Raw genomic sequence first — 24,252 nt, forward strand, 5'->3', positions numbered from 1 at the left:
TCTCAGCCCAGCAGGACGTCGTCGTCGCCCAGCCGCTTCAGCTCGCGGTAGAGAATGGCCAGGTTGGTGACGACCGCCGCTCCGGTCACGACGGCGTCGAGCAGCCGCAGCGTGTCGTTGTCTCCGCGGGCCTTCTTGATCTGCTTGTAGACACCGACGGCGCCGAACGCCGACGTGGCCATCGAGACGTACAGACCGGACTTGGACTTCTTGAAGCCCTTGGCCTTGGACAGTGCGCTCACAGCGACGGAGCCTCCTCGATCAGCGGGTGGCCCCACTTTTCCACGAAGGCGGCCTCGACGGCGGCGCCCACCTTGTACAGGCGGTCGTCCTTCATGACGGGGGCGATGATCTGCAGACCGACCGGGAGGTTGTCCTCCGGGGCGAGGCCGCACGGCAGCGACATCGCCGCGTTGCCCGCCAGGTTGGTCGGGATGGTGCACAGGTCGGCGAGGTACATCGCCATCGGGTCGTCGGCGCGCTCGCCGATCGCGAAGGCGGTGGTCGGGGTCGTCGGGGAGACGATCACGTCGACCTGCTCGAAGGCCTTGTCGAAGTCCTGCTTGATGAGCGTGCGGACCTTCTGGGCGCTGCCGTAGTACGCGTCGTAGTAGCCGGAGCTGAGCGCGTACGTGCCGAGCATGATGCGGCGCTTGACCTCCGGGCCGAAGCCCGCCTCACGGGTGAGGGAGGTGACCTCCTCGGCGGAGTGCGTGCCGTCGTCGCCGACGCGCAGGCCGTAGCGCAGGCCGTCGAAGCGGGCGAGGTTGGAGGAGCACTCCGAGGGCGCGATCAGGTAGTACGCCGACAGCGCCAGGTCGAAGGAGGGGCAGTCCAGCTCGACGATCTCGGCGCCCAGCTCCTTGAGCAGCTCGACCGACTCGTCGAAGCGCTGGATGACGCCGGCCTGGTAGCCCTCGCCGCGGAACTGCTTGACGACGCCGACGCGCATGCCCCGCACGCTGCCGTTGCGCGCGGCCTCGACGACCGGCGGGACGGGCTCGTCGATGGACGTCGAGTCGAGCGGGTCGTGCCCGGCGATGACCTCGTGCAGCAGGGCCGCGTCGAGGACGGTGCGGGCACAGGGGCCGCCCTGGTCCAGGGAGGACGAGAAGGCGACCATGCCGTAGCGGGAGACCGCGCCGTAGGTCGGCTTCACGCCGACCGTGCCGGTGACGGCGGCGGGCTGGCGGATCGAGCCACCGGTGTCGGTGCCGATGGCCAGGGGCGCCATGTACGCGGCCAGCGCGGCGGAGGAGCCGCCGCCGGAGCCGCCGGGGATCTTGGTGAGGTCCCAGGGGTTGCCGGTCGGGCCGTAGGCGCTGTTCTCGGTGGAGGACCCCATGGCGAACTCGTCCATGTTGGTCTTGCCGAGGATGACGACGTCGGCGGCCTTCAGCCGCTGGGTGAGCGTCGCGTCGTACGGCGGGATCCAGCCTTCGAGGATCTTCGAGCCGACGGTGGTCGGGATGCCCTCGGTGGTGAAGATGTCCTTCAGCGCGAGGGGAACGCCGGCCAGCGGGCCGAGCTTCTCGCCCCGCTCCCGCTTCTCGTCCACGGCACGGGCCTGGGCGAGGGCGCCCTCGCGGTCGACGTGCAGGAAGGCGTGCACCTTCTCGTCGACGGCCTCGATGCGGGCGAGGTGGGCCTCGGTGACCTCGACGGCCGTGAGCTCGCCGGAGGCGATCTTCGCGGCGGTCTCGGCGGCGGTGAGCTTGATGATGTCCGTCACGGTCTTAGTCCTCCCCCAGGATCTGCGGCACCTTGAAACGCTGCTGCTCCTGGGCCGGGGCGCCGGAGAGCGCCTGCTCGGGGGTGAGCGAGGGACGGACCTCGTCCGGGCGCATGACGTTCGTCAGCGGGAGCGGGTGCGAGGTCGGCGGTACGTCTTGGTCGGCGACCTCGCTGACGCGGGCGACCGCGCCGATGATGTCGTCCAGCTGTCCCGCGAAGTGGTCGAGCTCTTCGGGCTTCAGCTCCAGACGCGCCAGCCGGGCGAGGTGGGCGACCTCCTCGCGCGTGATGCCAGGCATGCAGCGATCCTCTGGGGTGAGTGAATGTGGTGTGGCCCAATCCTATGGGGCGGGGGGCCGTGCCCGTGAAACGGTTTGCCCTCCCTCGCCCGGGAAGGCCGGCGGACCGCGTCTCGCGCCCCGGCCGCGGGCCGGGCTACCCCACGCGGCCGGAGTCGTCCGCCGCGGCCGCCGGAAGCGCGGCGCGGGGGCGCTGCCAGCCCCGCGAGCCCCGGGCGCGCAGCCAGGCCGTGGTCTCGTCGGGCGGCATCGCCGCGGCGACCAGCCAGCCCTGTACGGCGTCGCAGCCGAGGTCGCGCAGCCGCTCCCAGGTCTCGTCGTCCTCGACGCCCTCGGCGACGACGAGCAGGCCGAGGGAGTGCGCGAGGTCGACCGTGCAGCGCACGATCTCCGCGTCCTCGTGGTCGAGCACGAGCCGGGCCACGAACGAGCGGTCGATCTTCAGCTCGCTGACGGGGAGCCGGCGCAGGTGCACGAGGGAGGAGTAGCCCGTGCCGAAGTCGTCCAGGGACATCTTCACGCCGTGCCCGGTCAGCCCGTTGAGGGTGTCGGCGGCGCGCTGCGGGTCCTCCAGCAGGACGTGTTCGGTTATCTCCAGTTGGAGCGCTCCCGCGGGCACGCCGTGCCGGGCCAGCCGGGCGGCGACCGAGCCGGCGAAGCCGGGGGTGTGCACGTCGCGCGGGGAGACGTTCACCGCGACCGGCACGAACAGGCCCTGGGCGCGCCAGCGGGCGACCTGGCCGAGCGCGGTCTCCAGGACGTACTCGGTGAGGTGGGGCATCAGGCCCGAGGACTCGGCGATCGCTATGAACTCGTCCGGCGGCACCTTGCCACGCTCCGGGTGCACCCAGCGGACCAGGGCCTCCAGGCCCGCGACCTGGCCGTCGAAGCGGACCTTGGGCTGGTAGTGCAGGTGCACCTCGTGCGCGTCGAGCGCGCGGCGCAGATCACCGAGCAGACCGAGCCGGTCCGGGGTGTTGGAGTCGCGCTTGGACTCGTACACCTCGACGCCGGTGCGGTCCCGCTTGGCCTGGTACATCGCCACGTCGGCCCGGCGCAGCAGGCCTTCGGCGTCGAGCGCGTGGTCGGGGAAGACGGCCACTCCGGCGCTGGCCTCCAGGACCAGCGTGAGGCCGTCGAGGTCGAGGGGGGAGCTGAGCGCGGCGACCAGCTGGCGGGCGATACGGGTCGCGGACGTCGTGGAGTCGGCGACCGGCAGTAAGACGGCGAACTCGTCCCCACCGAGCCGCGCGGCCTCCGCTCCGCGTGGCAGCGCCACCCGCAGCCGGTCGGCGATCTGCAGCAGCAGCCGGTCACCGGCCAGGTGGCCGAGGGTGTCGTTGACCGACCGGAACCGGTCGAGGTCGATCAGCATCAGGGCGGCGCGGGCGTCGATCCGCTCGGCGTCGTCCAGCGCGGTCCAGATGCGCTCCAGCAGCCACTGCCGGTTGGGCAGCCCGGTGAGCGGGTCGCGCAGCTGCTCCTCCGCCCGGGCCCGGGCTATCCACAGGGTGGAGTCCAGGGCGATGAGGGGGATGGAGAACAGCGGCAGCAGGATCGGCTTGGCCTCGGCCACCACGCACACCAGCGGCGCGATGCCCAGCAGCGCGACCGCGACCAGGCCCTGTCTGACCAGGGCGGTGCGGGCGACGGTGGGCAGGCCGGGGCGCGGGGCGTGCAGATACCAGAGCAGGACGCGGGTGACGGCGAGGTAGGCGACGGCGACCAGGGCCACCTCGGGCGCCGTGGTGAGCGTCCAGCCGCCGGGGTCCGTGGGCGACTCGACGGACGGCACGGTGCCGAAGGCGGCCAGCACCAGGGCGCCGGCGCCGATGCCGAGGAGGTCGACGGCGCCGTGCAGCACGCCCTGGCGCCAGCGGTTGCGGCGGGCTATGCCGACCAGGACGACGACCGTGAGGCTGACCATGCCGGCCGGGAGCCAGCCGTAGAGCAGCAGCACGGCGAGGGTGAGGGCGGCGCCCGAGCCGGTGCCGCCCCACCAGCGGGAGCGGCCGAGCATGACGAGGTGTCCGACGATGATGCCGGTCAGCAGGGCCAGCGCCCAGCCGGTCGTGCCCGACGGGAAGAGGGCGTGGCCGCCGGTGAAGGCGCGGTAGAAGCCGGCGCCCAGGACGAACCCGGCGGCCGCGACGATCGCCGCGGGCAGCGCGGGCCAGGACGGGTGCCGTTCGCCGTCCGCGCCGGGGCCGGCCAGGGCCGGGGGGTGCTCGGTGCCCGGCTGGGCGGCACCCCGGCCGTCCGCGGCGGCGCGCCCGGCGGCGGTGCGTCCGGCGGCAGCGCGTCCGTCCGCGGTGTACTGTCCGACGGCGCGCACCTCCGCGCCCCCACGCTCCGCCGGCCGTCCGGCCCCACGGACTGCGCGCCACGCGACCGCCATCCGGCGCAGCCGTGAGCCCGGCACGGCGCTCTCGGTCGGTTCCATTCCCGTCCCTCTCACAGCCGGCGGTGCCCACGCCCCGCGGCCCGGTGCCCGACAAACTCAACGGCCCGCGTTGGAAAACCCTTCCCCGCACTCCGCGCGAGCACGAAGATGCCCCGACCGCAGCTGGGCACGGCAGGCGCACATCTCAACAGTAGGCCGCAGAAGGCTTCCACGGGCAGCGGTCGCCGACGGTTGCCCGAATGCGCCCCGGCCACCCGTATGCATCTGGTATGCGCCGAACGGGTGGCCTTCAACCGCTACTCCTCGGGCGAAAGGGCGACTTCGGCCGCTGCTTCCGGCCCTTCTTCCAGCAGGACCCCGAAACCTTCCTCGTTCAGAACCGGAACCTTCAGCTGCATGGCCTTGTCGTACTTCGATCCCGGGCTGTCCCCCACGACGACGAAGGACGTCTTCTTCGAAACGGAGCCGGTCACCTTCGCACCACGGCTCTGCAGGGCCTCCTTGGCGCCGTCCCGTGTGAAGTGTTCGAGGGTGCCGGTGACGACGACCGTGAGGCCTTCGAGGGGGCGCGGCCCTTCGTCCTCGCCGGTGCTCTCCGCCTCCATGCGGACGCCCGCGGCCTTCCACTTACGGATGATCTCGCGGTGCCAGTCCTCGGCGAACCACTGCTTGAGGGAGGCGGCGATGGTCGGCCCGACGCCCTCGGTGTTCGCCAGCTCCTCCTCCGTGGCCTGGTCGATGCGCTCGATCGAGCGGAACTCCCGGGCCAGGGCCTCGGCCGCCACCGGCCCGACGTGACGGATCGACAGGCTGGTGAGGATGCGGGCCAGGGGGCGCTCCTTGGCCGCGGCGATGTTCTCCAGCATGGCGAGGGCGTTCTTGCGGGGCTCGCCCTGCTGGTTCGCGAAGACCGTCGCGACCTTCTCCTCGCCGGTCTTGGGGTCGCGCTTGGGCAGGCCGCTGTCCTGGTCGAGGACGTAGGCCTTGATGGGCAGCAGCTGCTCGACGGTGAGGTCGAACAGGTCGCCCTCGTCCACCAGCGGCGGGGTCTTCGGCTCCAGCGGGGCCGTGAGGGCGGCGGCGGCGACGTAGCCGAAGTGCTCGATGTCCAGCGCCTTGCGGCCCGCGAGGTAGAACAGGCGCTCGCGCAACTGGGCGGGGCACGTGCGGGCGTTGGGGCAGCGCAGGTCGACGTCGCCCTCCTTCATCGGCCGCAGCGCGGTGCCGCACTCGGGGCACTCGCTCGGCATCACGAACTCGCGCTCGCTGCCGTCGCGCAGGTCGGCGACGGGGCCGAGGATCTCCGGGATGACGTCACCGGCCTTGCGCAGCACGACCGTGTCGCCGATGAGGACGCCCTTGGCCTTGACCACGTCCTGGTTGTGCAGCGTGGCGAACTCGACCTCGGAGCCGGCGACGGTGACCGGCTCGACCTGGGCGTACGGCGTGACCCGGCCCGTGCGGCCCACGCCCACGCGGATGTTGACGAGCTTGGTGTTGACCTCCTCCGGCGCGTACTTGTACGCGATGGCCCAGCGCGGGGCGCGCGAGGTGGAGCCGAGGCGGCCCTGGAGGGGGATCTCGTCGAGCTTGACGACCACGCCGTCGATCTCGTGCTCCACGGAGTGGCGGTTCTCGCCGAAGTGGGCGATGAACTCCCGTACGCCGTCGAGGCCGTCGACCACCTTGTTGTGCCGGGAGGTGGGCAGGCCCCAGGTCTTGAGCAGGTCGTAGGCCTGGGAGAGGCGGGTCAGGCCGGTGAAGCCCTCCAGGGCGCCGATGCCGTGGACCACCATGTGCAGGGGGCGGGTGGCCGTGACGCGGGGGTCCTTCTGGCGCAGTGAACCGGCGGCCGCGTTGCGCGGGTTGGCGAAGGGCTTGTCGCCGGCCTCGACCAGCCGGGCGTTGAGCTCCTGGAACTTCTCCATCGGGAAGTAGACCTCGCCGCGGATCTCCACGAGGTCGGGGACCTCGTCGCCCTTGAGGCGGTCGGGGATCTCCGCGATGGTCCGCACGTTCGGTGTGATGTCCTCGCCGGTGCGGCCGTCGCCGCGGGTCGCCGCGCGGGTCAGGCGGCCGTGCTCGTAGGTGAGGTTCACGGCGAGGCCGTCGACCTTCAGCTCGCACAGGAAGTGGTACTCCTGCTCGCCCAGTTCCCTGGCGATGCGCTCCGTCCAGGCGGCCATCTCGTCGTCGTTGAACGTGTTGTCCAGCGAGAGCATGCGCTCGCGGTGCGCGACCGCCGTGAACTCCGTCTCGTAGGACCCGGCGACCTTCTGGGTCGGCGAGTCCGGCGTGCGCAGCTCCGGGTACTCCTCCTCCAGCGCCTCCAGGGAACGCAGCAGCTGGTCGAACTCCGCGTCGCTGACGACGGGAGCGTCCTTCACGTAGTAGCGGAAGCGGTGCTCCTCGATCTGCTCCGCGAGGCGCGCGTGCTTCTCCCGTGCCTCGGCGGGCACCGTCGTCGTCTCCGCTTGCTTGTCGCCGGCCACCGTGTCGTCCTCCCGTTACTCTGGGTTGTCCGCGAGGGATCTCGCCGCCCTGACACAGTGGGCGAGAGCCTGGCGCGCGTACCCCGGGGAGACCCCCGCGAGTCCGCACGCCGGGGTGACCGTGACCGCCTCCGCGAGAAGCCCCGGAGACAGCCCCAGCCTGCGCCACAGCGTCCTGACACCCATGACGCTACCGGCAGGGTCTGACAATGGGCCCTCCGCGGACGGGACGACACCGGCGAACAGCCGGGTGCCGGCCTCCACGGCCTCCCCGATCGCCTCGTCGTCACGCTCGGTGAGCAGCGAGAAGTCGAACGAGACGGCCGCCGCGCCCGCCCGCCGCAGCAGGGCGAACGGCACCTCCGGGGCGCAGGAGTGGACCACGACCGGGCCGCCGGTGTGGGTCCCGACCAGGTCGCGCAGGGTCTGCTCGACGATCTGCCGGTCGACGGCCCGGTGGGTGCGGTACCCGCTGGCGGTCTTCACGCGGCCGTGCAGCACGGCGGTGAGGGACGGCTCGTCGAGCTGGAGCACGAGCTGCGCGCCCGGGACCCGCCGCTGCACCTCGGCGAGGTGCTGGCGCAGTCCCTCGGCGAGGGAGGCGGCCAGGTCCCGGCAGGCGCCGGGGTCGGACAGGGCCGCCTCGCCGTTGCGCAGCTCCAGGTGGGCGGCGAGGGTCCAGGGGCCGACGGCCTGGACCTTCAGCGGCCCCTGGTACTCCTGCGTGAACTCCTCCAGGGCGTCGAGGTCCTCGCCGAGCCAGGAGCGGGCCCGCTTGGTGTCCCGGCCCGGCCGGTCGCCGAGCCGCCAGCCGCTGGGCTCCACGCGCGCGTACAGCTCGACGAGCATCCCGGCGGTGCGGCCGAGCATGTCCGCGCCCGGGCCCCGGGCGGGCAGTTCGGGCAGGAAGGGGAAGTCCTCGAAGGTCCCGGTGACGGTTTTGGCGGCCTCCCGGGCGTCGCCCCCGGGCAGGGAGCCGACGCCGGTGGCCGGACCGAACCTGAACTGGCTGTTTTCGCTCACCGGAGCAGCCTACGGAACCGGTGAGCCCGGGTCAGTTCCCCGGTCGGACCGTCAGGTCGTTGACCTCCGCGTCGCGCGGCAGGTCCAGGGCCATCAGGATCGTCGTGGCCACCGACTCGGGGTCGATCCACCGCGAGGCGTCGTACTCCTTGCCCTCCTGCTGGTGGACCTTGGCCTGCATGGGGCTGGCCGTGCGGCCGGGGTAGACCGAGGTGACCCGCACGCCGTTGCCGTGCTCCTCGTGGCGCAGCGAGTCGGCGAGCGCCTTCAGGCCGTGCTTGGAGGCGGCGTAGGCGGACCAGTCGGCGTGGGCGTTGAGTCCGGCGCCGGAGTTGACGAAGAGCACGTGGCCGCGGGCGGCGCGCAGCTGGGGCAGGAAGTGGCGGGTCAGCTCGGCGGGGGCGACGAGGTTGACGTTGAGCTGGTGGCGCCAGGCCTTCGGCGTGAGCTCGCCGACCGGTCCGAGGTCGACGACCCCGGCGATGTGCAGCAGCGAGTCCACCCGGTCGGGCAGCGACTGGTGGGAGAAGGCCCAGGAGAGCTTGTCGGGGTCCGCCAGGTCGCCGACCAGGGTCCGGGCGCCCGGGAACCCGGCCGCCAGCTCCTTGGCGCGGCCCGCGTCGCGCGCGTGCAGCACGAGGTCGTCCCCGCGCGCGTGCAGCCGGCGGGCCACGGCCGCGCCGATGCCGGATCCGGCCCCGGTGATCACATGAGTAGCCATGACCGCCATGCTCGCATCAGGTCCGGGTCACGCGATGCCCCGGCTCTCCTCCAGGTAGGCCAGTGCCCCGACTGGCTCCTCCGCGAAGAAGACCAGCTCGGTCAGCGGGCGGGGCAGGAAGCCCTCGTCCTCCATGCGGCGGAACTGCTCCTTGAGGCCGTCGTAGAAGCCGGCGGTGTTGAGCAGGACCACCGGCTTGTCGGTGTGGCCGTGCTTCTTCAGCTCCAGGATCTCGGTCGCCTCGTCGAGCGTGCCCGTGCCGCCGACCATGACGACCACGGCGTCGGCCTTCTCCAGGAGGAGCTTCTTGCGCTCGGCGAGGTCCTCGGCGACGACCATCTCGTCGACGCCCGGGCGGACCTTGGACGCGAGGAACCGCACGGAGACGCCGGCCAGCCGGCCGCCCGCCTCCTGCACGCCGTCGGCGACGACCTTCATCAGGCCGACGTCGGAGCCGCCCCACACGAGGGTGTGACCGCCCTTGCCGAGCAGCTCGGCGAATTCCCGCGCGGGCCGGGTGTAGCGCTCGTCGAGGTCGGCGGCGGAGAGGAAGACACAGATGTTCATGAGCCCACCGTACGGGCCCGGTCGGCCGCGGCGGTCAGGCGCATCTTGGACTGGCGGTGGGGCAGGCGCTCCCAGTCGTCCATGAACCGGGCGTCCAGGCCGTGCCGCGCGGCGAGCCCGGCCAGGGTCCGCGTCCGGTAGTAGAAGTCCTCGTGCAGCACCTGGTGCTCCTCGCCCTCCGTGCGGTCGAAGGTGAAGTCGAAGAACCCGCCGGGCGCGAGGATCCGTCCGACGTGCGCGAAGCACTCCTCGATGACGGGCAGCGGCGAGTGCGAGAACACGCTGTGCGCGTGCACCACGTCGAAGTGCGCCTCGGGCAGGAAGGCGAAGGTCAGGTCGTCGGCGAGGGTGAGGTGGGGCAGCTTGGGCTGGAGCCTGTCGGCGACGAGGGTGTCCTGCGCGGCGAGCAGGATGTGCGGCGAGATGTCGATGCCGTAGTAGTGGCCGGTGTCGAGGTAGTCGATGAACAGCCGGCCGGCGCGCAGGTTGCCGCAGCCGATGTCGAGCATGCGGTGGTGCGGGCGCAGGCCGTGTCCCACGAGGTAGTCGAACTGCATGCGCCCGATGCGCGTCCACGCCTCGCGCGAGGGATTGTGTCCGACCGCCGCCTCCGCGCTGCGCGCCGCGTCGGAGGCCATGACGGCCCGGTAGTACGCGATGTGGTCGCGGTAGCGCAGCCGCAGCAGGGCGTCGCGCGCCACGCGCCGGGCGTGCGCGGGCACGCGCTCCGGGTGGCGGAGGGCGTACCGGATCTGGTGGGCCAGGCTGGTGCGGTCCCTGGCCGGTTCCGTGGCGCGCATCGGGGCCTCCTGCGGCGGGGGAAGAACTCGGCTTCAGCCTGCGCTGTACCTCGGGAGACGGCTACCCGAGGAGGGGCGATCGTGACGACAGGGCACCGCATCACCGTCGAGCGGAGCGGGCTGCACGTGCGCGTGGTGCGCGACGGGCAGGTCCTCGCGGAGAGCGACCGGCCGCTGCTCCTGCGGGAGACGGGCTGTCCCGACCGGTACTACATCCCGCCGGAGGACGTGCGCCTGGATCTGCTGACCCCGTCCGGCACGCGGACGTACTGCCCCTTCAAGGGCACCGCGTCCTACTGGTCGGTGCCGGGGGCGGCGGACCTCGTCTGGGCGTATCCGGACCCCAAGCCGGACGTCGCCGGGATCAAGGACCACCTGTGCTTCTACGACGTGGAAGTGACGTGATCGGCTGACGCACGGCCCGCCTCACCCAGGAACACCGCGCGGTGCGGCAGTCTCGACAGGCATGGACAAGAAGACCCTTTCGCGTGACGGCACGCGCATCGCCTACGAGAGCACCGGCCGGGGCCCCGCGGTCGTCCTGGTGAGCGGCGCGATGTCGACGGGCGGCACGCTGGCGCCGCTGGCGGTGTCGCTGTCGGAGCGCTTCCAGGCCGTCGTGTACGACCGCAGGGGCCGCGGCACCAGCGGGGACACCGCCCCCTACGCGGTGGAGCGCGAGATCGAGGACCTGGCGGCGGTCATCGAGGCGGTGGGCGGCGAGGCGCTGCTGTACGGCATCTCCTCGGGTGGCGCGCTCGCCCTGGAGGCGGCGGCGAGCGGACTGCCGGTGCGGCGCGTGGCGGTGTACGAGACGCCGTTCGCGATGTCCGAGGAGGGCGCGAGGGAGCGCGCGGAGTACACCCGGGGGCTGACGGAGGCGCTCGGCGAGGGGCGGCGCGGGGACGCGGTCGAACTGTTCCTGCGGCTGACCGGCCTGGCCGAGAGCGTGATCCAGAGCGCCCGCCAGTCCCCCATGTGGGCGGGCATGGAGACGCTCGCGCCGAGCCTCGCCTACGACGACGCCGTCATGGGTGACGGCCGCGTCCCCCGGAAGCGGCTGGCCTCGGTGGGCGTCCCCACGCTGGCGGTGGCGGGCGACGCGAGCCCGGCCTGGCTGCGCGAGGCGGCCCGGGCCATCGCGGACTCCGTGCCCGACGGGTCGTACCGCACGCTCCAGGGGCAGACCCACATGGTGGAACCGAACGTCCTGGCCCCGGTGCTGACGGAGTTCTTCAGCCGGGGCTGAGAGCCGGGGCGGAGAGCCGAGGCGGAGAGCCGGGGCTGAGAACTGTCGCGAGGCGGCCGCGACGCCGGACGCCGGCCGGACGGCCGCAGGGGCGGCGGTCCCGGCGATCGCAACGCAGCGAAGGCCCGACGGCCGCGGGGCAACGAGGGCTCAGCGATCGCGGAGCGGCGAAGACCCGGCGATCGCGGGGCAGCGAGGGCCCGGCGATCGCGGGGCAGCGAGCCCACGGCGGCGGCCGTGGGGCGGCGAGGACCCAGCGGCCGTGAGGCACCGAAGGCCCGGCGGGCGTGAGGCGGCGAGGACCCGGCGGGCGTGAGGCGGCGAGGGCCCGGCCGCCGTGGGGTCAGGCGACGCTCGCCGTTGCCCGCGTGGTCGACGCGATCGTCGCCGAGCCGACCACGCGCGTGCCGTCGTACAGGACGATCGCCTGGCCGGGGGCGACGCCGCGGACCGGCTCGGCGAAGGTGACCTCCAGGGAGCCGTCGACGACCTCGGCGGTCACCTCCGTCTCGCCGCCGTGGGCGCGCAGCTGGGCCGTGTACGTGCCGGGGCCGGTGGGCGCGGCGCCGCACCAGCGCGGCTTGATCGCCCGCAGCCCGGTGACGTCGAGCGCGTCGGCCGGGCCGACGGTCACCGTGTTGTCCACCGGGGAGATGTCGAGCACGTAGCGCGGCTTGCCGTCGGCGGCGGGCGTGCCGATGCGCAGCCCCTTGCGCTGGCCGATCGTGAAGCCGTACGCGCCCTCGTGGGTGCCCAGCTTGTTGCCGGCCTCGTCGACGATGTCGCCCTCGGCCTTGCCCAGCCGCCGCGCCAGGAAGCCCTGGGTGTCGCCGTCGGCGATGAAGCAGATGTCGTGCGAGTCGGGCTTCTTGGCGACGGCCAGGCCCCGGCGCTCGGCCTCGGCGCGGATCTCGTCCTTCGTGGTGACCGTGTCGCCGAGCGGGAACAGCGCGTGGGCGAGCTGCCGGTCGTCGAGCACGCCGAGGACGTACGACTGGTCCTTGGCCATGTCGGAGGCGCGGTGCAGCTCGCGGGTGCCGTCCTCGCGGACGATCACCTTGGCGTAGTGGCCCGTGCAGACCGCGTCGAAGCCGAGCGCGAGCGCCTTGTCCAGGAGGGCGGCGAACTTGATCTTCTCGTTGCAGCGCAGGCAGGGGTTGGGCGTGCGGCCGGCCTCGTACTCGGCGACGAAGTCCTCGACGACGTCCTCGCGGAAGCGGTCGGCGAGGTCCCATACGTAGAACGGGATGCCGATGACGTCGGCGGCGCGGCGGGCGTCACGCGAGTCCTCGATGGTGCAGCAGCCCCGCGCGCCGGTGCGGAAGGATTGGGGGTTGGCGGAGAGCGCGAGGTGGACGCCGGTCACGTCGTGGCCCGCCTCGGCCGCGCGGGCGGCGGCGACGGCGGAGTCGACGCCGCCGGACATGGCGGCGAGGACGCGGAGGGGGCGGGGGCGCTGCGGGGTGTCAGTCATAACCCCTCCAGGGTAAGGGGGCGCGGGAACCAGGACCCGCGAGTATCCGTTGACGATCACATGGGACAGCGGAAGGCTCCGAAGGACGGCGACCGGAAGGTCGGGCGTCGCGCGTTGCTGATCGGCGGCACGGCGGCCGCGGCGGGCACGGCCCTGCTGGCCCGGGACGAGCTGGCGCGGCTGTGGTGGCGCACCCCGGGCGTGGAGAAGCCGCGCAAGGAGGGCGAGGTCGACTTCGCGGGCGCGCGGTGGGTGGCGGCGTCGGACGCGAACTGGCGGCGCGCGGACCGGCCCGACGACTTCGGCATAGACATGGTGATCGTCCATGTCACGCAGGGCAGCTTCGACAGCGCGGTGAAGGCGTTCCAGGACCCGGGGCACCGGGCGGCCACGCACTACATCGTCCGCCAGGACGGGCACGTGACGCAGATGATCCGCGAGCTGGACGTGGCGTACCACGCGGGCAACCGCGACTACAACGAACGCAGTGTCGGCATCGAGCACGAGGGTTTCGTGGACCGCCCGCAGGACCTCACGGACGAGATGTACGAGGCCTCGGCGCGGCTGACCGCCCGGATATGCGCGCGCTACGACATCCCCGTCGACCGCGAGCACATCATCGGCCACGTGGAGGTCCCGGGCACGGACCACACGGACCCCGGGCCGCACTGGGACTGGGACAGGTACATGCGCCTGGTCCGCCGGGCCCGCACGTCGCCCGCCTGAGCCTCCGGCCCGGACCTGGGTCAGTCCCCCGCCGGGCCGGACCTGCGTCAGTCCCGCCGCACCTACGTCAGTCCCGCCGCCCGGGCCCGTTCCACCGCCGGGCCGATGGCCTTGGCCAGGGCCTCGATGTCGGCTTCGGTGGAGGTGTGGCCGAGGGAGAAGCGCAGGGTGCCGCGGGCCAGGTCGGGGTCGGTTCCGGTGGCGAGGAGGACGTGGCTGGGCTGGGCGACGCCGGCGGTGCAGGCGGAGCCGGTGGAGCACTCGATGCCCTGGGCGTCGAGCAGGAGCAGCAGGGAGTCGCCCTCGCAGCCGGGGAAGGTGAAGTGCGCGTTGGCCGGGAGGCGCCCCTCGGGGTCGGGGTCGCCGCCGAGGATCGCGTCCGGCACGGCCGAGCGGACCGCGGCGACCAGGGCGTCGCGCAGGGCGCCGACCTCGCGGGCGAACCACGCGCGCTGCTCGGCGGCCAGCCGTCCGGCGACGGCGAAGGAGGCGATGGCGGGCACGTCCAGGGTGCCGGAGCGCACGTGCCGCTCCTGGCCGCCGCCGTGCAGGACGGGCACGGGCGTGTGCTGGCGGCCGAGGATCAGCGCGCCGATGCCGTAGGGGCCGCCGATCTTGTGGCCGGAGACCGCCATCGCGGCGAGGCCCGAGGCGCCGAAGTCCACGGGGATCTGGCCGAAGGCCTGGACGGCGTCCGAGTGCAGCGGGACCGCGAACTCGGCGGCGGTGTCGGCCAGTTCGCGGACCGGCTGGATCGTGCCGATCTCGTTGTTCGCCCACATGACGGTGGCGAGGGCCACGTCGTCGGGGTTGCGGGCGATGGCCTCGCGCAGGGTGTCCGGGTGGACGCGGCCGTGGGTGTCGACCGGCAGGTACTCGACGGTGGCGCCCTCGTGTTCGCCGAGCCAGTGCACGGCGTCGAGGACGGCGTGGTGCTCGACGGGGCTGGCGAGGACGCGGGTGCGGGCCGGGTCGGCGTCGCGGCGTGACCAGTACAGGCCCTTGACGGCGAGGTTGTCGGCCTCCGTGCCGCCCGAGGTGAAGACGACCTCGCTGGGGCGTGCACCGAGGGCTTCGGCGAGGGTCTCGCGGGCCTCCTCGACGGTGCGGCGGGCCTGCCGGCCGGATGCGTGGAGGGAGGACGCGTTGCCGGTGGCACCCAGCTGGGCGGTGAACGCCTCAACCGCCTCCGGGAGCATCGGGGTGGTCGCGGCGTGGTCGAGGTAAGCCATGGTGAGCCCGATTCTACGGCTCGCCTCGCGCGGGCCTCAGATCAAGGTTGGCCGAAGGTGAGCCGCTGTGCGGCGCGGCGCGGCCCGTCGTCCCCGGGCCCCGGCGCGGCTCGCCGGCGCGTGCGCGGCCGACGGCGGCTCAGAAGCTCCAGGAGATGGTGCTGTCGGACGCCATGACGGCGGCCAGGACCAGCAGGTCGGCGACGCCCAGACCGAGACCGAGCAGGGCGCGGCCGCGGCGCTCGGTGCCGCGCCACAGGGCGACGCTCGCCAGCACGATGGCGATCGGGCCGAGGAAGATGTTGAGCACGAGCAGGCCGAGCAGGCCGAGGACGAAGGACGCGACGGCCATGCCGTCGGTGTCCCGGATGCCGGTGCGGCGCGAGGCCGGGGCGGTGAGCTGCATGCTGATCGACTCCCGTGGTCGGGTCGGACGTGCGGTGGTCAGTGGGCCTGGTCAGTGGGCCTGCGTGTGGCGCCGGCGGTTGCGCTCGCGCAGCGCGAAGACGCCGAGCCAGACGGCGATGACGGCGGCGGCGGCCAGGGAGAAGCCGAGCGGCGCGTGGGCGACGGTGCCCAGCACGACCCCCAGCAGCAGGAGTGCGGCGACGATGAACAGCACGGGAAACAACCCCCAGGATTTCGGTGAACGTTTGTAGTTACAGTTGTTCACTGACTTCCCAGTCTAGCGGCTCTCATGACTTTTCAATTCCAGAGAACAGTTGTTAACTGCATGGTATGAGTCACACCCTCGGCATCCGGCAGGCCCAGAAGCAGAAGACCCGGCAGGCACTCCTGGACGCGGCCCTGGGGCTATTGGAGGAGCAGAGCCTGAGCAGCCTCGGGCTGCGCGAGGTCACCCGCGCCGTCGGTGTCGCCCCGACCGCCTTCTACCGCCACTTCCGCTCCACGGCGGATCTGGGCGTGGCCCTGGTCGAGGAGGCGCTGGGCAGCCTGCACCCGATGATCCGGACGACGGTGTCCGGGACGGGTGATCAGGAGGAACGCATCACGCGTGCCATCGAGTTGATCGCCCGTCACGTCGACGGGTACCCCGCCCATGTCCGATTCATCGCCCGGGAACGGCATGGCGGAGTCCAGCCGGTCAGGGAGGCCATACGGGACCAACTGTCCCGGTTCGCCGGGGAGGTGAGGGACGAGCTGGCCAAGGACCCGGTGTCCGAGGGCTGGAGCGAGGACGACCTGCTGATGCTCGCCCATCTGTACGTCGACCAGATGCTGATCACGGCGTCACTCTTCCTGGAGGCGCTGGAGGGCCCCGAGGAGGCACGCGAGGAACGCGAGCGGGAGGTGGCCCGGGTGGCGACCCGGCAGATGCGCCTGATCGGCCTCGGCCGCCACCACTGGCTGGATTGAGCCACATCGCACGACGCCCCGGGGGCGGCCCGCCCTCGCACGACGACCGGGAGCGGCCCACCCTCGCACAACGACCGGGAGTGGCCCGCCCCCGCGCAACGGCTGGGGCAGCCCGCTCCGCACAACGACCGGGGGCGGCACGCCTGTTCGCGCGTGCCGCCCCCGTCGTGTTTCCGGCCGCACGGACGCGGCCCGGAGGTCAGGCCAGCCGGACCCGGGCCAGCTGACGGGACTGGGCCACCAGCCGGTCGGCGCTGTCCCACACCTCGGCGTCCTCCTCCAGGAAGCCGCCGGCCAGGTTCCGCGTGGTGATCGACACGCGCAGCGGCCCCGGCGCCGGACGGCAGCGCACGTGCACGGTCAGCTCGACGGTCGGCACCCAGCCCTTCAGGCCGAGTTCGAAGGCGGTGGGCGGCAGGGCGTCCACCGCGAGCAGGAGGGAGAGCGGGTCGGGGTCCCGGCCGTCCTTGAGGCCGAACCAGGCCCGCATCTCGCCCTTGCCGGAGGGCTGACCGAGTGCCCAGCCCAGGGTCGAGGGGTCGAGCTTGAGCATCAGCCGGTCGGTGATGGCCGAGCTGCCGTCGACGGGGGCGGGCCCGTCCTCCGGGCCGAAGCAGTGCTCGATCGGCGGGATCGCGGGCGGCCGGGCCGTCGTCCGGACGTCGTCGGGCAGGGAGTCCAGGTCGCCGTAGGAGGCGAGCACCCGGATGCGTTCGACCTCGCGGCCCTCGTCGTCGTACTGGAGGAGCGAGGCCTGGCCGGTCGACAGGGTGCGGCCGGTGCGGACGACGTCCGTGCGGACGACCGCCGGGCCGGGCTGCGAGGCCGTCAGGTAGTGCGCCGAGACGGTGAAGGGGTCGCCGTGCGGCAGGGCGTCCGCGAGCGCCCGGCCGAGGACGGCCAGCAGATAGCCGCCGTTGACGGCGCTGATGATCGTCCAGCCGGCGGAGAGGTCGATGTCGTAGACGCCGGGCGCGCGGCGGGTGAGCGCGGTGTCGCGGTCGAACTCGCTGTCGCCGATCGTGGCCCGGACGGCCGGTGCGGAGGCTGCTTCTGGCATGGCTGAACAGTACAAGAACTGACTACTAAGCGGTAGCTTTGCTCCCTCCCCGGCGAGCGGACCCGGGTGAGACGTGGGCAACTTCTTGGTAAGTGCCCGACTCGTCCGTAAACCTCGCGGCCGGTTCCGCCCTCTGTAGGGGCATGAGCCTCACCGGGACCCCGTTCCTCTGCACGCTGGTCGTGCTCACCGTCGTGGCCCTCGCACTGCCGCTGTCCCTCTGGTCGCGGGTCCGCGGCCCCCGCCCGCTGCGGGCCGCGGCCCGGACGCTGATGCTGCTGTTCACGCAGGCGACCGCCGTGGCGCTGGTCTTCACCCTGGTCAACAACGCCAACGGCCTCTACGACGACTGGACCGACCTGCTCGGCACCGGCGACCATGTGGAGCGGGCGGCGGACCTGGGCGCCGACGGCACCGGCGGTATCGCCCTGCAGCGGCTGCCCAGGGTGCGGCAGAGCTTCGAACCCACCGCCGGGCCCGGGATGCGCGCGGCCGGGGGCGTGCAGGTCACCCGGCTCGAGGGCTGGGTGTCCGGCGTGCACGCCGAGGTCTACGTCTGGCTCCCGCCGCAGTACGACGACCCGGCCTACCGGCACCACAGCTTCCCGGTGGTGGAGCTGCTGCCCGGCTACCCCGGCTCGGCGAAGGCCTGGTTCGGCTCGCTGCACGCGCACGAACAGCTGGAGCCGCTGATGCGCGACGGCCGGATCGCCCCGTTCATACTCGTCGCGCCCCGCACCAATCTGCTCGCCGGTGCGGACACCGGCTGCGCCAACATCCCGGGCACGGTCAACGCCGACAGCTGGCTGAGCGTCGACGTGCCGAGGATGGTCACGGACAACTTCCGCGCCCGGCCCGCCCCCGAGGGCTGGTCCGTCGCCGGCTACTCGGCCGGGGCGCACTGCGCGGCCAAGCTGGCCGTCGCCCGCCCCGACCGCTACCGGGCCGCCGTGAGCCTGTCGGGCTACAACGACCCGATCGGCGAACCCGGCTCGCTCGCCGCGCGGACCCCCGCGCTGCGCGACGCGAACAACCCCTGGCTGCTGCTGAACAGGGCCCCCGTCCCGCCGCGGATCGCGCTCTACGTCTCCGGCCAGCCGGGCGACGGGTACGAGGCGGGCCGGGCGCTGGAGCGGATCGCGCAGGCCCCGACGACCGTGCACGTGGTGTACGTCCCGGACAGCGCCGGCGGGCACACCATGGCGCTGTGGCGGCCGCAGGTCGTGCCCGCCTTCGCGTGGCTGACGCGGGAGACGGGCGCCCGTCCCGTCACGGCAGCACGGGCTGTTCCTCCTCGCTCACCGTCGAGCGCCGGTGCCAGGCCCGCGGAGCTCGCCAGTGGAACCGCATGGCGAGCAGACGCAGCACGAAGGCCGTGATCACCGCCAGCGCGCTGGTGAACGGGTTCAGGGCGTCGTAGCGGATGCACAGCGCGACCAGGGCGGAGCCGACGATCGCCGGGACCGCGTAGAGGTCGCGGTCCCAGCGCAGCAGGGAGGGCACCTCGTTGGCCAGGACGTCCCGCAGCACACCGCCGCCGACCGCGGTGGTCAGCCCCAGCCCGGCCGAGGCGGTCAGGCCGAGCCCGTACTCGTACGCCTTGATGGTGCCGGCGACGCAGAACAGGCCGAGGCCGGCCGCGTCGAAGACGTTCACGGCGACCTGGATGCGTTCCACCTGCGGGTGCAGGAAGAACACGAGGAGGGTGGCGAGCAGCGGGGTGAGGAAGTACCCCAGGTCCGTGAACGCGGCGGGCGGCACGGCCCCGATGACCAGGTCGCGGAAGAGGCCGCCGCCCAGCGCGGTGACCTCGGCGAGGACGGCCATGCCGAACACGTCGAAGTTCTTGCGCACGGCCAGCAGGGCGCCGGAGATCGCGAAGACGAAGATGCCGATCAGGTCGAGCGTGTGCTGGACGGACGGACTGAAGAGTTGCTGGAGCACAGGGGCATTTTCCCCCACGGGTGAGCCCCCGCCCTGATGTGCGAGGGCGGGGGCTCGGGTGGGGTCACTTCTCGACGGTCGCGGCGCCGCCGTTCTCGGCGGCGGCCTCCTTGGCCGAGGTCAGCAGCTTGGTGTCCTGCGGCTGCTGGTCCTCGAAGTTCTCCGGGTGGTGGCAGGCGACGCGCTGCCCGGCCCGCAGCTCCACCAGCGGCGGCTCGGTCGTCTTGCAGATCTCCGTCGCCTTCCAGCACCGGGTGTGGAAGCGGCAGCCGCTCGGCGGGGCGATCGGCGAGGGCACGTCGCCCTTGAGCAGGATGCGCTCGCTCTTGACGCCCCGGCGCTTCGGGTCCGGTATCGGCACGGCCGACAGCAGGGCCTTGGAGTAGGGGTGCATCGGCGACTTGTAGAGCTTGTCGCGGTCGGCCAGCTCGACGATCTTGCCGAGGTACATCACCGCGATCCGGTCGGAGACGTGCCGGACCACCGACAGGTCGTGCGCGATGATCACGTACGTCAGGCCGAGCTCCTGCTGGAGGTCGTCCAGCAGGTTCACCACCTGGGCCTGGATCGACACGTCCAGCGCGGAGACCGGCTCGTCCGCCACCACGAGCTTGGGGCTGAGCGCGAGCGCGCGGGCGATGCCGATGCGCTGGCGCTGACCGCCGGAGAACTCGTGCGGATAGCGGTTGTAGTGCTCGGGGTTGAGGCCGACCACCGACAGCAGCCGCTGGACCTCCTTCTTCACACCGCCCTCGGGCTCGACGCCCTGGAGCTTGAAGGGCGCGCCGACGATCGTGCCGATCGTGTGCCGGGGGTTCAGCGAGGAGTACGGGTCCTGGAAGATCATCTGCACGTCGCGGCGCATCGGGCGCAGATCGCCCACGCCGAGGTGCGTGATGTCCTTGCCCTCGAACTCGACCTGTCCGCCGGTCGGTTCGAGCAGCCGGGTGATCAGCCGGCCCATGGTGGACTTGCCGCAGCCGGACTCGCCGACGACGCCGAGCGTCTCGCCCTTGCGGACCTCGAAGTCGATGCCGTCGACGGCCCGGACCGCGCCGGTCTGCCGCTGGAGCAGGCCCTTGCGGATCGGGAAGTGCTTCTGCAGGCCGGTCACCTTCAGCAGGACGTCGCCGTCGGCGGTGGTGTCCTTGGTGAGGGTGCTGCCGCTGGTGTCCGGTTCGCTCACCGTTTTGTCGTCGCTCACAGCTTCGGCGCAATCTCTTCGGTCCAGATACGCTCCCGCTGCTCCTGGCTCATGTGGCAGGCGGCCCAGTGCGAGCCGCCGACCTCGGTCAGCTCGGGGCGGACCGTGCGGGTGACGTTGTCCTTCGGGATGTCCGCGTACGGGCAGCGCGGGTGGAAGGCGCAGCCGGACGGGAGGTTGATCAGGGAGGGCGGCGCGCCCTTGATCGGGATGAGCCGGTCGGTCTCCTCGCGGTCCAGGCGCGGCATCGAGCCGAGCAGGCCCCAGGTGTAGGGGTGCCGGGGCTCGGAGAAGACGTCCTCGGCGGGACCGCGCTCGACGCACCGGCCGCCGTACATGACCAGCAGGTCGTCGGCCATCTCGGCGACCACGCCCAGGTCGTGCGTGATCATGATGACCGCGGAGCCGAACTCCTTCTGCAGGTCGTGGATCAGGTCGAGGATCTGCGCCTGCACGGTGACGTCCAGGGCGGTGGTCGGCTCGTCCGCGATGAGCAGCTCGGGGTTGTTCACCAGCGCCATGGCGATCATGGCGCGCTGGCGCATACCGCCGGAGAACTCGTGCGGGTAGCCGTCCACGCGCTTGGCGGGCTCGGGGATGCCGACGCGGTCGAGCATCTCGATCGCGCGCTGCTTGGCGACCTTCTTGGACACGTCGTGGTGGACGCGGTACGCCTCCACGATCTGGTGCCCGACGGAGTAGTAGGGGTGCATCGCGGACAGCGGGTCCTGGAAGATCATGGCCATCTTCCGGCCGCGCAGCCGCCGGACCTCGTCGGGGTCGGCCGCGATCAGCTCCTGGCCGTCCAGCCAGACCTCGCCGGAGACGTGGGCGCGCGCCGAGCGGTGCAGGCCCATCACGCCGAGGGAGGTGACCGACTTGCCGGAGCCGGACTCGCCCACGATGCCCAGGGTCTTGCCCTTGCGCACGTCGAAGCTGACGCCGTCGACGGACTTGACCAGGCCGTCGTCGGTGTCGAAGTGGATGCGCAGGTCGCGGACGGACAGGAACACGTCGTCCGGGACGGACGGGGCGGTGGTGTCCGGTTCGCCGAGCGCGGCTTTGTCGAGCTTGCTCACGAGTACCTCACCCGGGGGTCGATGGCGGCGTACACCAGGTCGACGATCAGATTGCAGAAGACGATGAAGAACGCGGCGACCAGGGTCACGCCCATCACGATGGGCAGGTCGTTGTCCTTGATGGCCTGGACCGAGTAGGCGCCGATGCCCTGGAGGGAGAACACGGTCTCGGTGAGCACGGCGGTGCCGACGAGGGTGCCGAAGTCCATGCCGAAGATGGTGACGATCGGGGTGAGCGCGGAGCGCAGGCCGTGCTTGGTCACGACCGTGGTCTCCTTCAGACCCTTGGCCCTGGCCGTTCGGATGTAGTCCTCGTTCATCGTCTCCAGCATGCCCGCCCGGGTGAGCCGGGCGTACAGCGCGGAGAAGAGGAAGGCGAGGCTGATCCAGGGCAGCATCAGATGCCAGGCCCATTCGGCGGGGTTCTCGGTGAAGGGGACGTAGTCGATGCTGTCCCAGATGGGGATCTCGTAGACGAAGAGGGCGAGCAGGATCTGGCCCGTGAAGAAGATCGGGAGCGAGACGCCGGCGAGCGCGATGAACATGGAGATGCGGTCGATCGGCTTGCCCTTGCGCAGGGCCGAGATGACACCGGTCGTCACACCGGAGACCAGCCAGATCACGGCCGCACCGACGGCCAGCGAGAAGGAGACCGGAATCCGCTGCTCCAACTGCGGCCACACCTCGATGTGGCTCTTGAAGGAGTAACCGAAGCAGGGTGCGCTGCAGTGCGTCGCGTCGGGTCCGAACCGGTAGTCGGCGCCCGCCACGAGGCCCTTGATGAAGTTCCAGTACTGCTCGTAGACGGGTTGGTCCAGGCCCAGGTTCTTCTTGATCGCGGCGACGGACTCGGGGTTCGCGTCCTTGCCGACGTACTGGGTGGCCAACTGGTCGGCCGTCTGGCCCCCGAGGCGGGGCACCAGGAAGAAGATGGCGAAGGTGACTGCGCTGACCACCAGCAGCAACAGCACCGCGCCCATGACGCGTCGGAGGATGTACGCAGCCACAGCTGTACGGCCCCGGGTGGCCGCGGCGGGATCGTCCGCCGCGGCCACCCGGTGCCTTCACCTGCCTTTCGAAAGGTTCCGGCCTGCTGAATTACTTCGAGGAGCTCATCAGCAGGTAGTCGTACATGCCGAGGTAGGCCTGCGTGACCGTGACGTTGTTCGCGGACGTGGGCCGCAGCAGCAGGTTCTTGCGGTAGATCAGCGGGACGACCGAGGCGTTGTCGAGGACCATCTTGTCGATGTCACCCCAGGCCTTGGTGCGGGCGGCGTCGTCGGTGTTGGCGATCGCGTCCGTCAGGGCCTTGTTGATCTTCGGGTCGTCCAGCTCCATCAGGTTGTTGCCGCCGGAGGGCTTGATGGCGGCACCGTTGACGATCTGGTCGAGGAAGCCGTAGCCGGTCGGCCAGTCGGCACCCCACGCCATCGAGAGCATGCCGAGCTTGTTCTCGTGGACGTAGGACGGGACACCGGCGAAGTTGGAGAAGTACTTGCCGGAGGGGAACTGCTTGATCTCGATGTTGATGCCGATCTTCTTCAGCGACGCCTGGACGGCCGTGGCGGCCGCGACCTCGGCGGGCCGGTCCGAGCGGGCCGTGAGGATCGTGTTGAAGCCGTTCGGCTGACCGCAGGCCTTCAGCTCCGCCTTGGCCTTGGCTGCGTCACCCTTGTGACCGTCGGTCGCGTAGGTGTCGAACTTGGTGTAGCCGTTGACCGACGGCGGCAGCAGCGTGGTCGCCACGTCGCCCTTCGGCGAGCCGCCCATCGCGTCCAGCACGGACTGCTTGTCCAGACCCCACTGGACGGCCTTGCGGCAGTGCTCGTTGTCGAACGGCTTCACGTTGACGTTGAGCGCGATGTACTGCGTGGCGCCGGCGTAGGAGCTGTCCGTCTGGCCGGCGAGCTTGCCGCGCAGGACCTTCGGCTGGGTCTGCGGCTGCACACCGGTGCCCGCGGCGTCAGCCGTGATCTTGTCGGAGATGAGGTTGTTGTCGACCGTGACCGGGTTGACCTTGAACTTGATCGAGATCTTGTCCGGCAGGGCCTTGCGGATCGGGTCCGTCTTGGGGTCCCAGTTCTTGTTGCGCACGAGGGTGGCGCCGCGGCCCTCCTCGTAGGACTGGAACTGGTACGGGCCGGAGGACTGGATCGCCTGCACGTACTTCGCGCCGGTGTCCTTCGCCTTCGGCACGGGCGCCGTCTGCGAGAACGTCGCCAGGTAGTCGAAGTCGGCGAAGGGCTGCTTCAGCTTGAAGACGATCGTGCGGTCGTCCGGCGTCTCGATGGACTTGATGCCGTCGGCCGACTTGTCCTTGTACGGGCCCTGGTACTTGTCGCCGCCCTCCAGGTAGGCCTTGAAGTACGTCGGGCCGTTGGACAGGGCCTCGGGCGCGAAGTTGGAGCGCTCGATGGCGTACTTGACGTCCTTGGACGTCACCGGGGTGCCGTCCTGGAACTTCACACCCGCACGCAGCTTGTACGTCCAGGTCTTGGCGTCCGGGCTGGACTTGCCGAGGGACTCGGCGAGGTCCGGCACGACCTCCAGGCCTTCCTTGCCCGCCGCCGGCTTGAACGTGGTGAGCGTCCGGCCGTAGAGACGGGAGAAGTTCTGGACCCAGCCGTAGTACGTGTTGCCCGGGTCGAGGGAGTCCGGCACGTCCGAGTGCTCGTACGTGACCGTCCCTCCCTTCTTGTCCGACGCGTTGACGATCGAGTTCAGCGCGGCGTCCTTCTTGCCGTTGCCTCCCCCGTCGTTGTCGTCACCGCCGCCGCCGCACGCGGCAGCACCCAGCGACAGTGCCAGGACCGACGCAACGCCGGCGGTCACCCTTCTCGTCTTCACCTGAGGAAGCCCCCTCATTC

At 71.7% G+C, this 24,252-nt stretch carries 24 protein-coding genes; 5 read left to right on the forward strand and 19 right to left on the reverse strand.

The features are described from left to right. Positions 1-2: 2 nt before the first annotated feature. The 9 genes from CHR28_RS26835 to CHR28_RS26875 all read right to left on the reverse strand — a co-directional run bounded on the left by CHR28_RS26835 (position 3) and on the right by CHR28_RS26875 (position 10,040). Positions 3-242, reverse strand: a complete 240-nt coding sequence (locus tag CHR28_RS26835; protein ID WP_019329755.1) for a hypothetical protein — start codon at positions 240-242, stop codon at positions 3-5. Then, positions 239-1,732 carry an Asp-tRNA(Asn)/Glu-tRNA(Gln) amidotransferase subunit GatA gene (gene gatA, locus CHR28_RS26840; RefSeq protein ID WP_094056272.1) on the reverse strand — a complete coding sequence of 498 codons (1,494 nt, stop codon included), beginning with the start codon at positions 1,730-1,732 and terminating at the stop codon, positions 239-241. The genes CHR28_RS26835 and gatA overlap by 4 nt, the downstream gene beginning before the upstream one ends. Before the next feature lie 4 nt (positions 1,733-1,736). Further along, the gene (gene gatC / locus CHR28_RS26845) at positions 1,737-2,033 is read right to left on the reverse strand and encodes an Asp-tRNA(Asn)/Glu-tRNA(Gln) amidotransferase subunit GatC (RefSeq protein ID WP_031117542.1); all 297 of its coding nucleotides are present in this window, start codon (positions 2,031-2,033) and stop codon (positions 1,737-1,739) included. Positions 2,034-2,169: 136 nt separating this feature from the next. After that, on the reverse strand, positions 2,170-4,476 hold the full coding sequence (locus tag CHR28_RS26850) for a putative bifunctional diguanylate cyclase/phosphodiesterase (protein ID WP_094056273.1): 2,307 nt from the start codon (positions 4,474-4,476) through the stop codon (positions 2,170-2,172). A 257-nt stretch (positions 4,477-4,733) separates the two neighbouring features. After that, the gene (gene ligA / locus CHR28_RS26855) at positions 4,734-6,929 is read right to left on the reverse strand and encodes an NAD-dependent DNA ligase LigA (protein WP_094056274.1); all 2,196 of its coding nucleotides are present in this window, start codon (positions 6,927-6,929) and stop codon (positions 4,734-4,736) included. A 15-nt stretch (positions 6,930-6,944) separates the two neighbouring features. After that, positions 6,945-7,952 (reverse strand): methionine synthase, encoded by a 1,008-nt coding sequence (locus CHR28_RS26860; RefSeq protein ID WP_094056275.1) that lies wholly within the window; start codon positions 7,950-7,952, stop codon positions 6,945-6,947. A gap of 31 nt (positions 7,953-7,983) precedes the next feature. Next, positions 7,984-8,682, reverse strand: a complete 699-nt coding sequence (locus CHR28_RS26865) for an SDR family oxidoreductase (RefSeq protein WP_094056276.1) — start codon at positions 8,680-8,682, stop codon at positions 7,984-7,986. An 18-nt stretch (positions 8,683-8,700) separates the two neighbouring features. Then, positions 8,701-9,240 (reverse strand): TIGR00730 family Rossman fold protein, encoded by a 540-nt coding sequence (locus CHR28_RS26870; RefSeq protein ID WP_094056277.1) that lies wholly within the window; start codon positions 9,238-9,240, stop codon positions 8,701-8,703. Further along, positions 9,237-10,040: a class I SAM-dependent methyltransferase gene (locus CHR28_RS26875; protein WP_179272571.1), complete on the reverse strand. Its 804-nt coding sequence runs from the start codon at positions 10,038-10,040 to the stop codon at positions 9,237-9,239. The genes CHR28_RS26870 and CHR28_RS26875 overlap by 4 nt, the downstream gene beginning before the upstream one ends. An 81-nt stretch (positions 10,041-10,121) precedes the next feature. Here CHR28_RS26875 and CHR28_RS26880 point away from each other — a divergent pair, with 81 nt between their 5' ends. Further along, positions 10,122-10,445, forward strand: coding sequence for a DUF427 domain-containing protein (locus tag CHR28_RS26880; protein WP_094056278.1), 324 nt, complete (start codon positions 10,122-10,124; stop codon positions 10,443-10,445). 61 nt (positions 10,446-10,506) lie between these two features. After that, positions 10,507-11,289 (forward strand): alpha/beta fold hydrolase, encoded by a 783-nt coding sequence (locus tag CHR28_RS26885; protein WP_094056279.1) that lies wholly within the window; start codon positions 10,507-10,509, stop codon positions 11,287-11,289. A 343-nt stretch (positions 11,290-11,632) separates the two neighbouring features. Here CHR28_RS26885 and mnmA read toward each other — a convergent pair whose 3' ends face one another. Further along, on the reverse strand, positions 11,633-12,763 hold the full coding sequence (mnmA, locus tag CHR28_RS26890; RefSeq protein ID WP_094056280.1) for a tRNA 2-thiouridine(34) synthase MnmA: 1,131 nt from the start codon (positions 12,761-12,763) through the stop codon (positions 11,633-11,635). A 60-nt stretch (positions 12,764-12,823) separates the two neighbouring features. Here mnmA and CHR28_RS26895 point away from each other — a divergent pair, with 60 nt between their 5' ends. Further along, complete coding sequence (locus CHR28_RS26895; RefSeq protein ID WP_094056281.1) at positions 12,824-13,489, forward strand: N-acetylmuramoyl-L-alanine amidase; 666 nt, start codon at positions 12,824-12,826, stop codon at positions 13,487-13,489. Between the two features lie 62 nt (positions 13,490-13,551). Here CHR28_RS26895 and CHR28_RS26900 read toward each other — a convergent pair whose 3' ends face one another. From CHR28_RS26900 to CHR28_RS26910, 3 genes are all read right to left on the reverse strand, one after another. Next, on the reverse strand, positions 13,552-14,721 hold the full coding sequence (locus CHR28_RS26900; RefSeq protein WP_094056282.1) for a cysteine desulfurase family protein: 1,170 nt from the start codon (positions 14,719-14,721) through the stop codon (positions 13,552-13,554). Positions 14,722-14,860: 139 nt separating this feature from the next. Next, positions 14,861-15,127 carry a DUF4190 domain-containing protein gene (locus tag CHR28_RS26905; RefSeq protein ID WP_094056283.1) on the reverse strand — a complete coding sequence of 89 codons (267 nt, stop codon included), beginning with the start codon at positions 15,125-15,127 and terminating at the stop codon, positions 14,861-14,863. A gap of 51 nt (positions 15,128-15,178) precedes the next feature. Next, the gene (locus tag CHR28_RS26910; RefSeq protein ID WP_094056284.1) at positions 15,179-15,343 is read right to left on the reverse strand and encodes a hypothetical protein; all 165 of its coding nucleotides are present in this window, start codon (positions 15,341-15,343) and stop codon (positions 15,179-15,181) included. Positions 15,344-15,459: 116 nt separating this feature from the next. Between CHR28_RS26910 and CHR28_RS26915 the strand changes: the two genes are divergently transcribed. Continuing rightward, positions 15,460-16,098, forward strand: coding sequence for a TetR family transcriptional regulator (locus CHR28_RS26915; RefSeq protein ID WP_094056285.1), 639 nt, complete (start codon positions 15,460-15,462; stop codon positions 16,096-16,098). A gap of 199 nt (positions 16,099-16,297) precedes the next feature. Here the strand turns inward: CHR28_RS26915 and CHR28_RS26920 are convergent, their stop codons facing one another. Then, positions 16,298-17,158 (reverse strand): thioesterase family protein, encoded by an 861-nt coding sequence (locus CHR28_RS26920; protein ID WP_094056286.1) that lies wholly within the window; start codon positions 17,156-17,158, stop codon positions 16,298-16,300. Positions 17,159-17,301: 143 nt separating this feature from the next. Between CHR28_RS26920 and CHR28_RS26925 the strand changes: the two genes are divergently transcribed. After that, positions 17,302-18,537, forward strand: coding sequence for an alpha/beta hydrolase (locus tag CHR28_RS26925; RefSeq protein WP_094056287.1), 1,236 nt, complete (start codon positions 17,302-17,304; stop codon positions 18,535-18,537). Here CHR28_RS26925 and CHR28_RS26930 read toward each other — a convergent pair. The 5 genes from CHR28_RS26930 to CHR28_RS26950 all read right to left on the reverse strand — a co-directional run bounded on the left by CHR28_RS26930 (position 18,428) and on the right by CHR28_RS26950 (position 24,250). Continuing rightward, positions 18,428-19,102 (reverse strand): trimeric intracellular cation channel family protein, encoded by a 675-nt coding sequence (locus CHR28_RS26930; RefSeq protein WP_094056288.1) that lies wholly within the window; start codon positions 19,100-19,102, stop codon positions 18,428-18,430. The two genes, CHR28_RS26925 and CHR28_RS26930, sit on opposite strands and share 110 nt — an antisense overlap. Before the next feature lie 64 nt (positions 19,103-19,166). Continuing rightward, positions 19,167-20,306: an ABC transporter ATP-binding protein gene (locus tag CHR28_RS26935; protein ID WP_179272572.1), complete on the reverse strand. Its 1,140-nt coding sequence runs from the start codon at positions 20,304-20,306 to the stop codon at positions 19,167-19,169. Next, positions 20,303-21,385, reverse strand: a complete 1,083-nt coding sequence (locus CHR28_RS26940; protein ID WP_094056289.1) for an ABC transporter ATP-binding protein — start codon at positions 21,383-21,385, stop codon at positions 20,303-20,305. Before CHR28_RS26940 ends, CHR28_RS26935 begins: the two co-directional genes overlap by 4 nt. After that, positions 21,382-22,392, reverse strand: coding sequence for an ABC transporter permease (locus CHR28_RS26945; protein ID WP_094056317.1), 1,011 nt, complete (start codon positions 22,390-22,392; stop codon positions 21,382-21,384). The genes CHR28_RS26940 and CHR28_RS26945 overlap by 4 nt, the downstream gene beginning before the upstream one ends. 91 nt (positions 22,393-22,483) lie before the next feature. Continuing rightward, positions 22,484-24,250, reverse strand: coding sequence for an ABC transporter substrate-binding protein (locus CHR28_RS26950; protein WP_179272573.1), 1,767 nt, complete (start codon positions 24,248-24,250; stop codon positions 22,484-22,486). Positions 24,251-24,252 lie beyond the last annotated feature (2 nt).

The organism is Streptomyces sp. XY006, from assembly GCF_002237655.1.
Lineage (GTDB): Bacteria > Actinomycetota > Actinomycetes > Streptomycetales > Streptomycetaceae > Streptomyces > Streptomyces levis.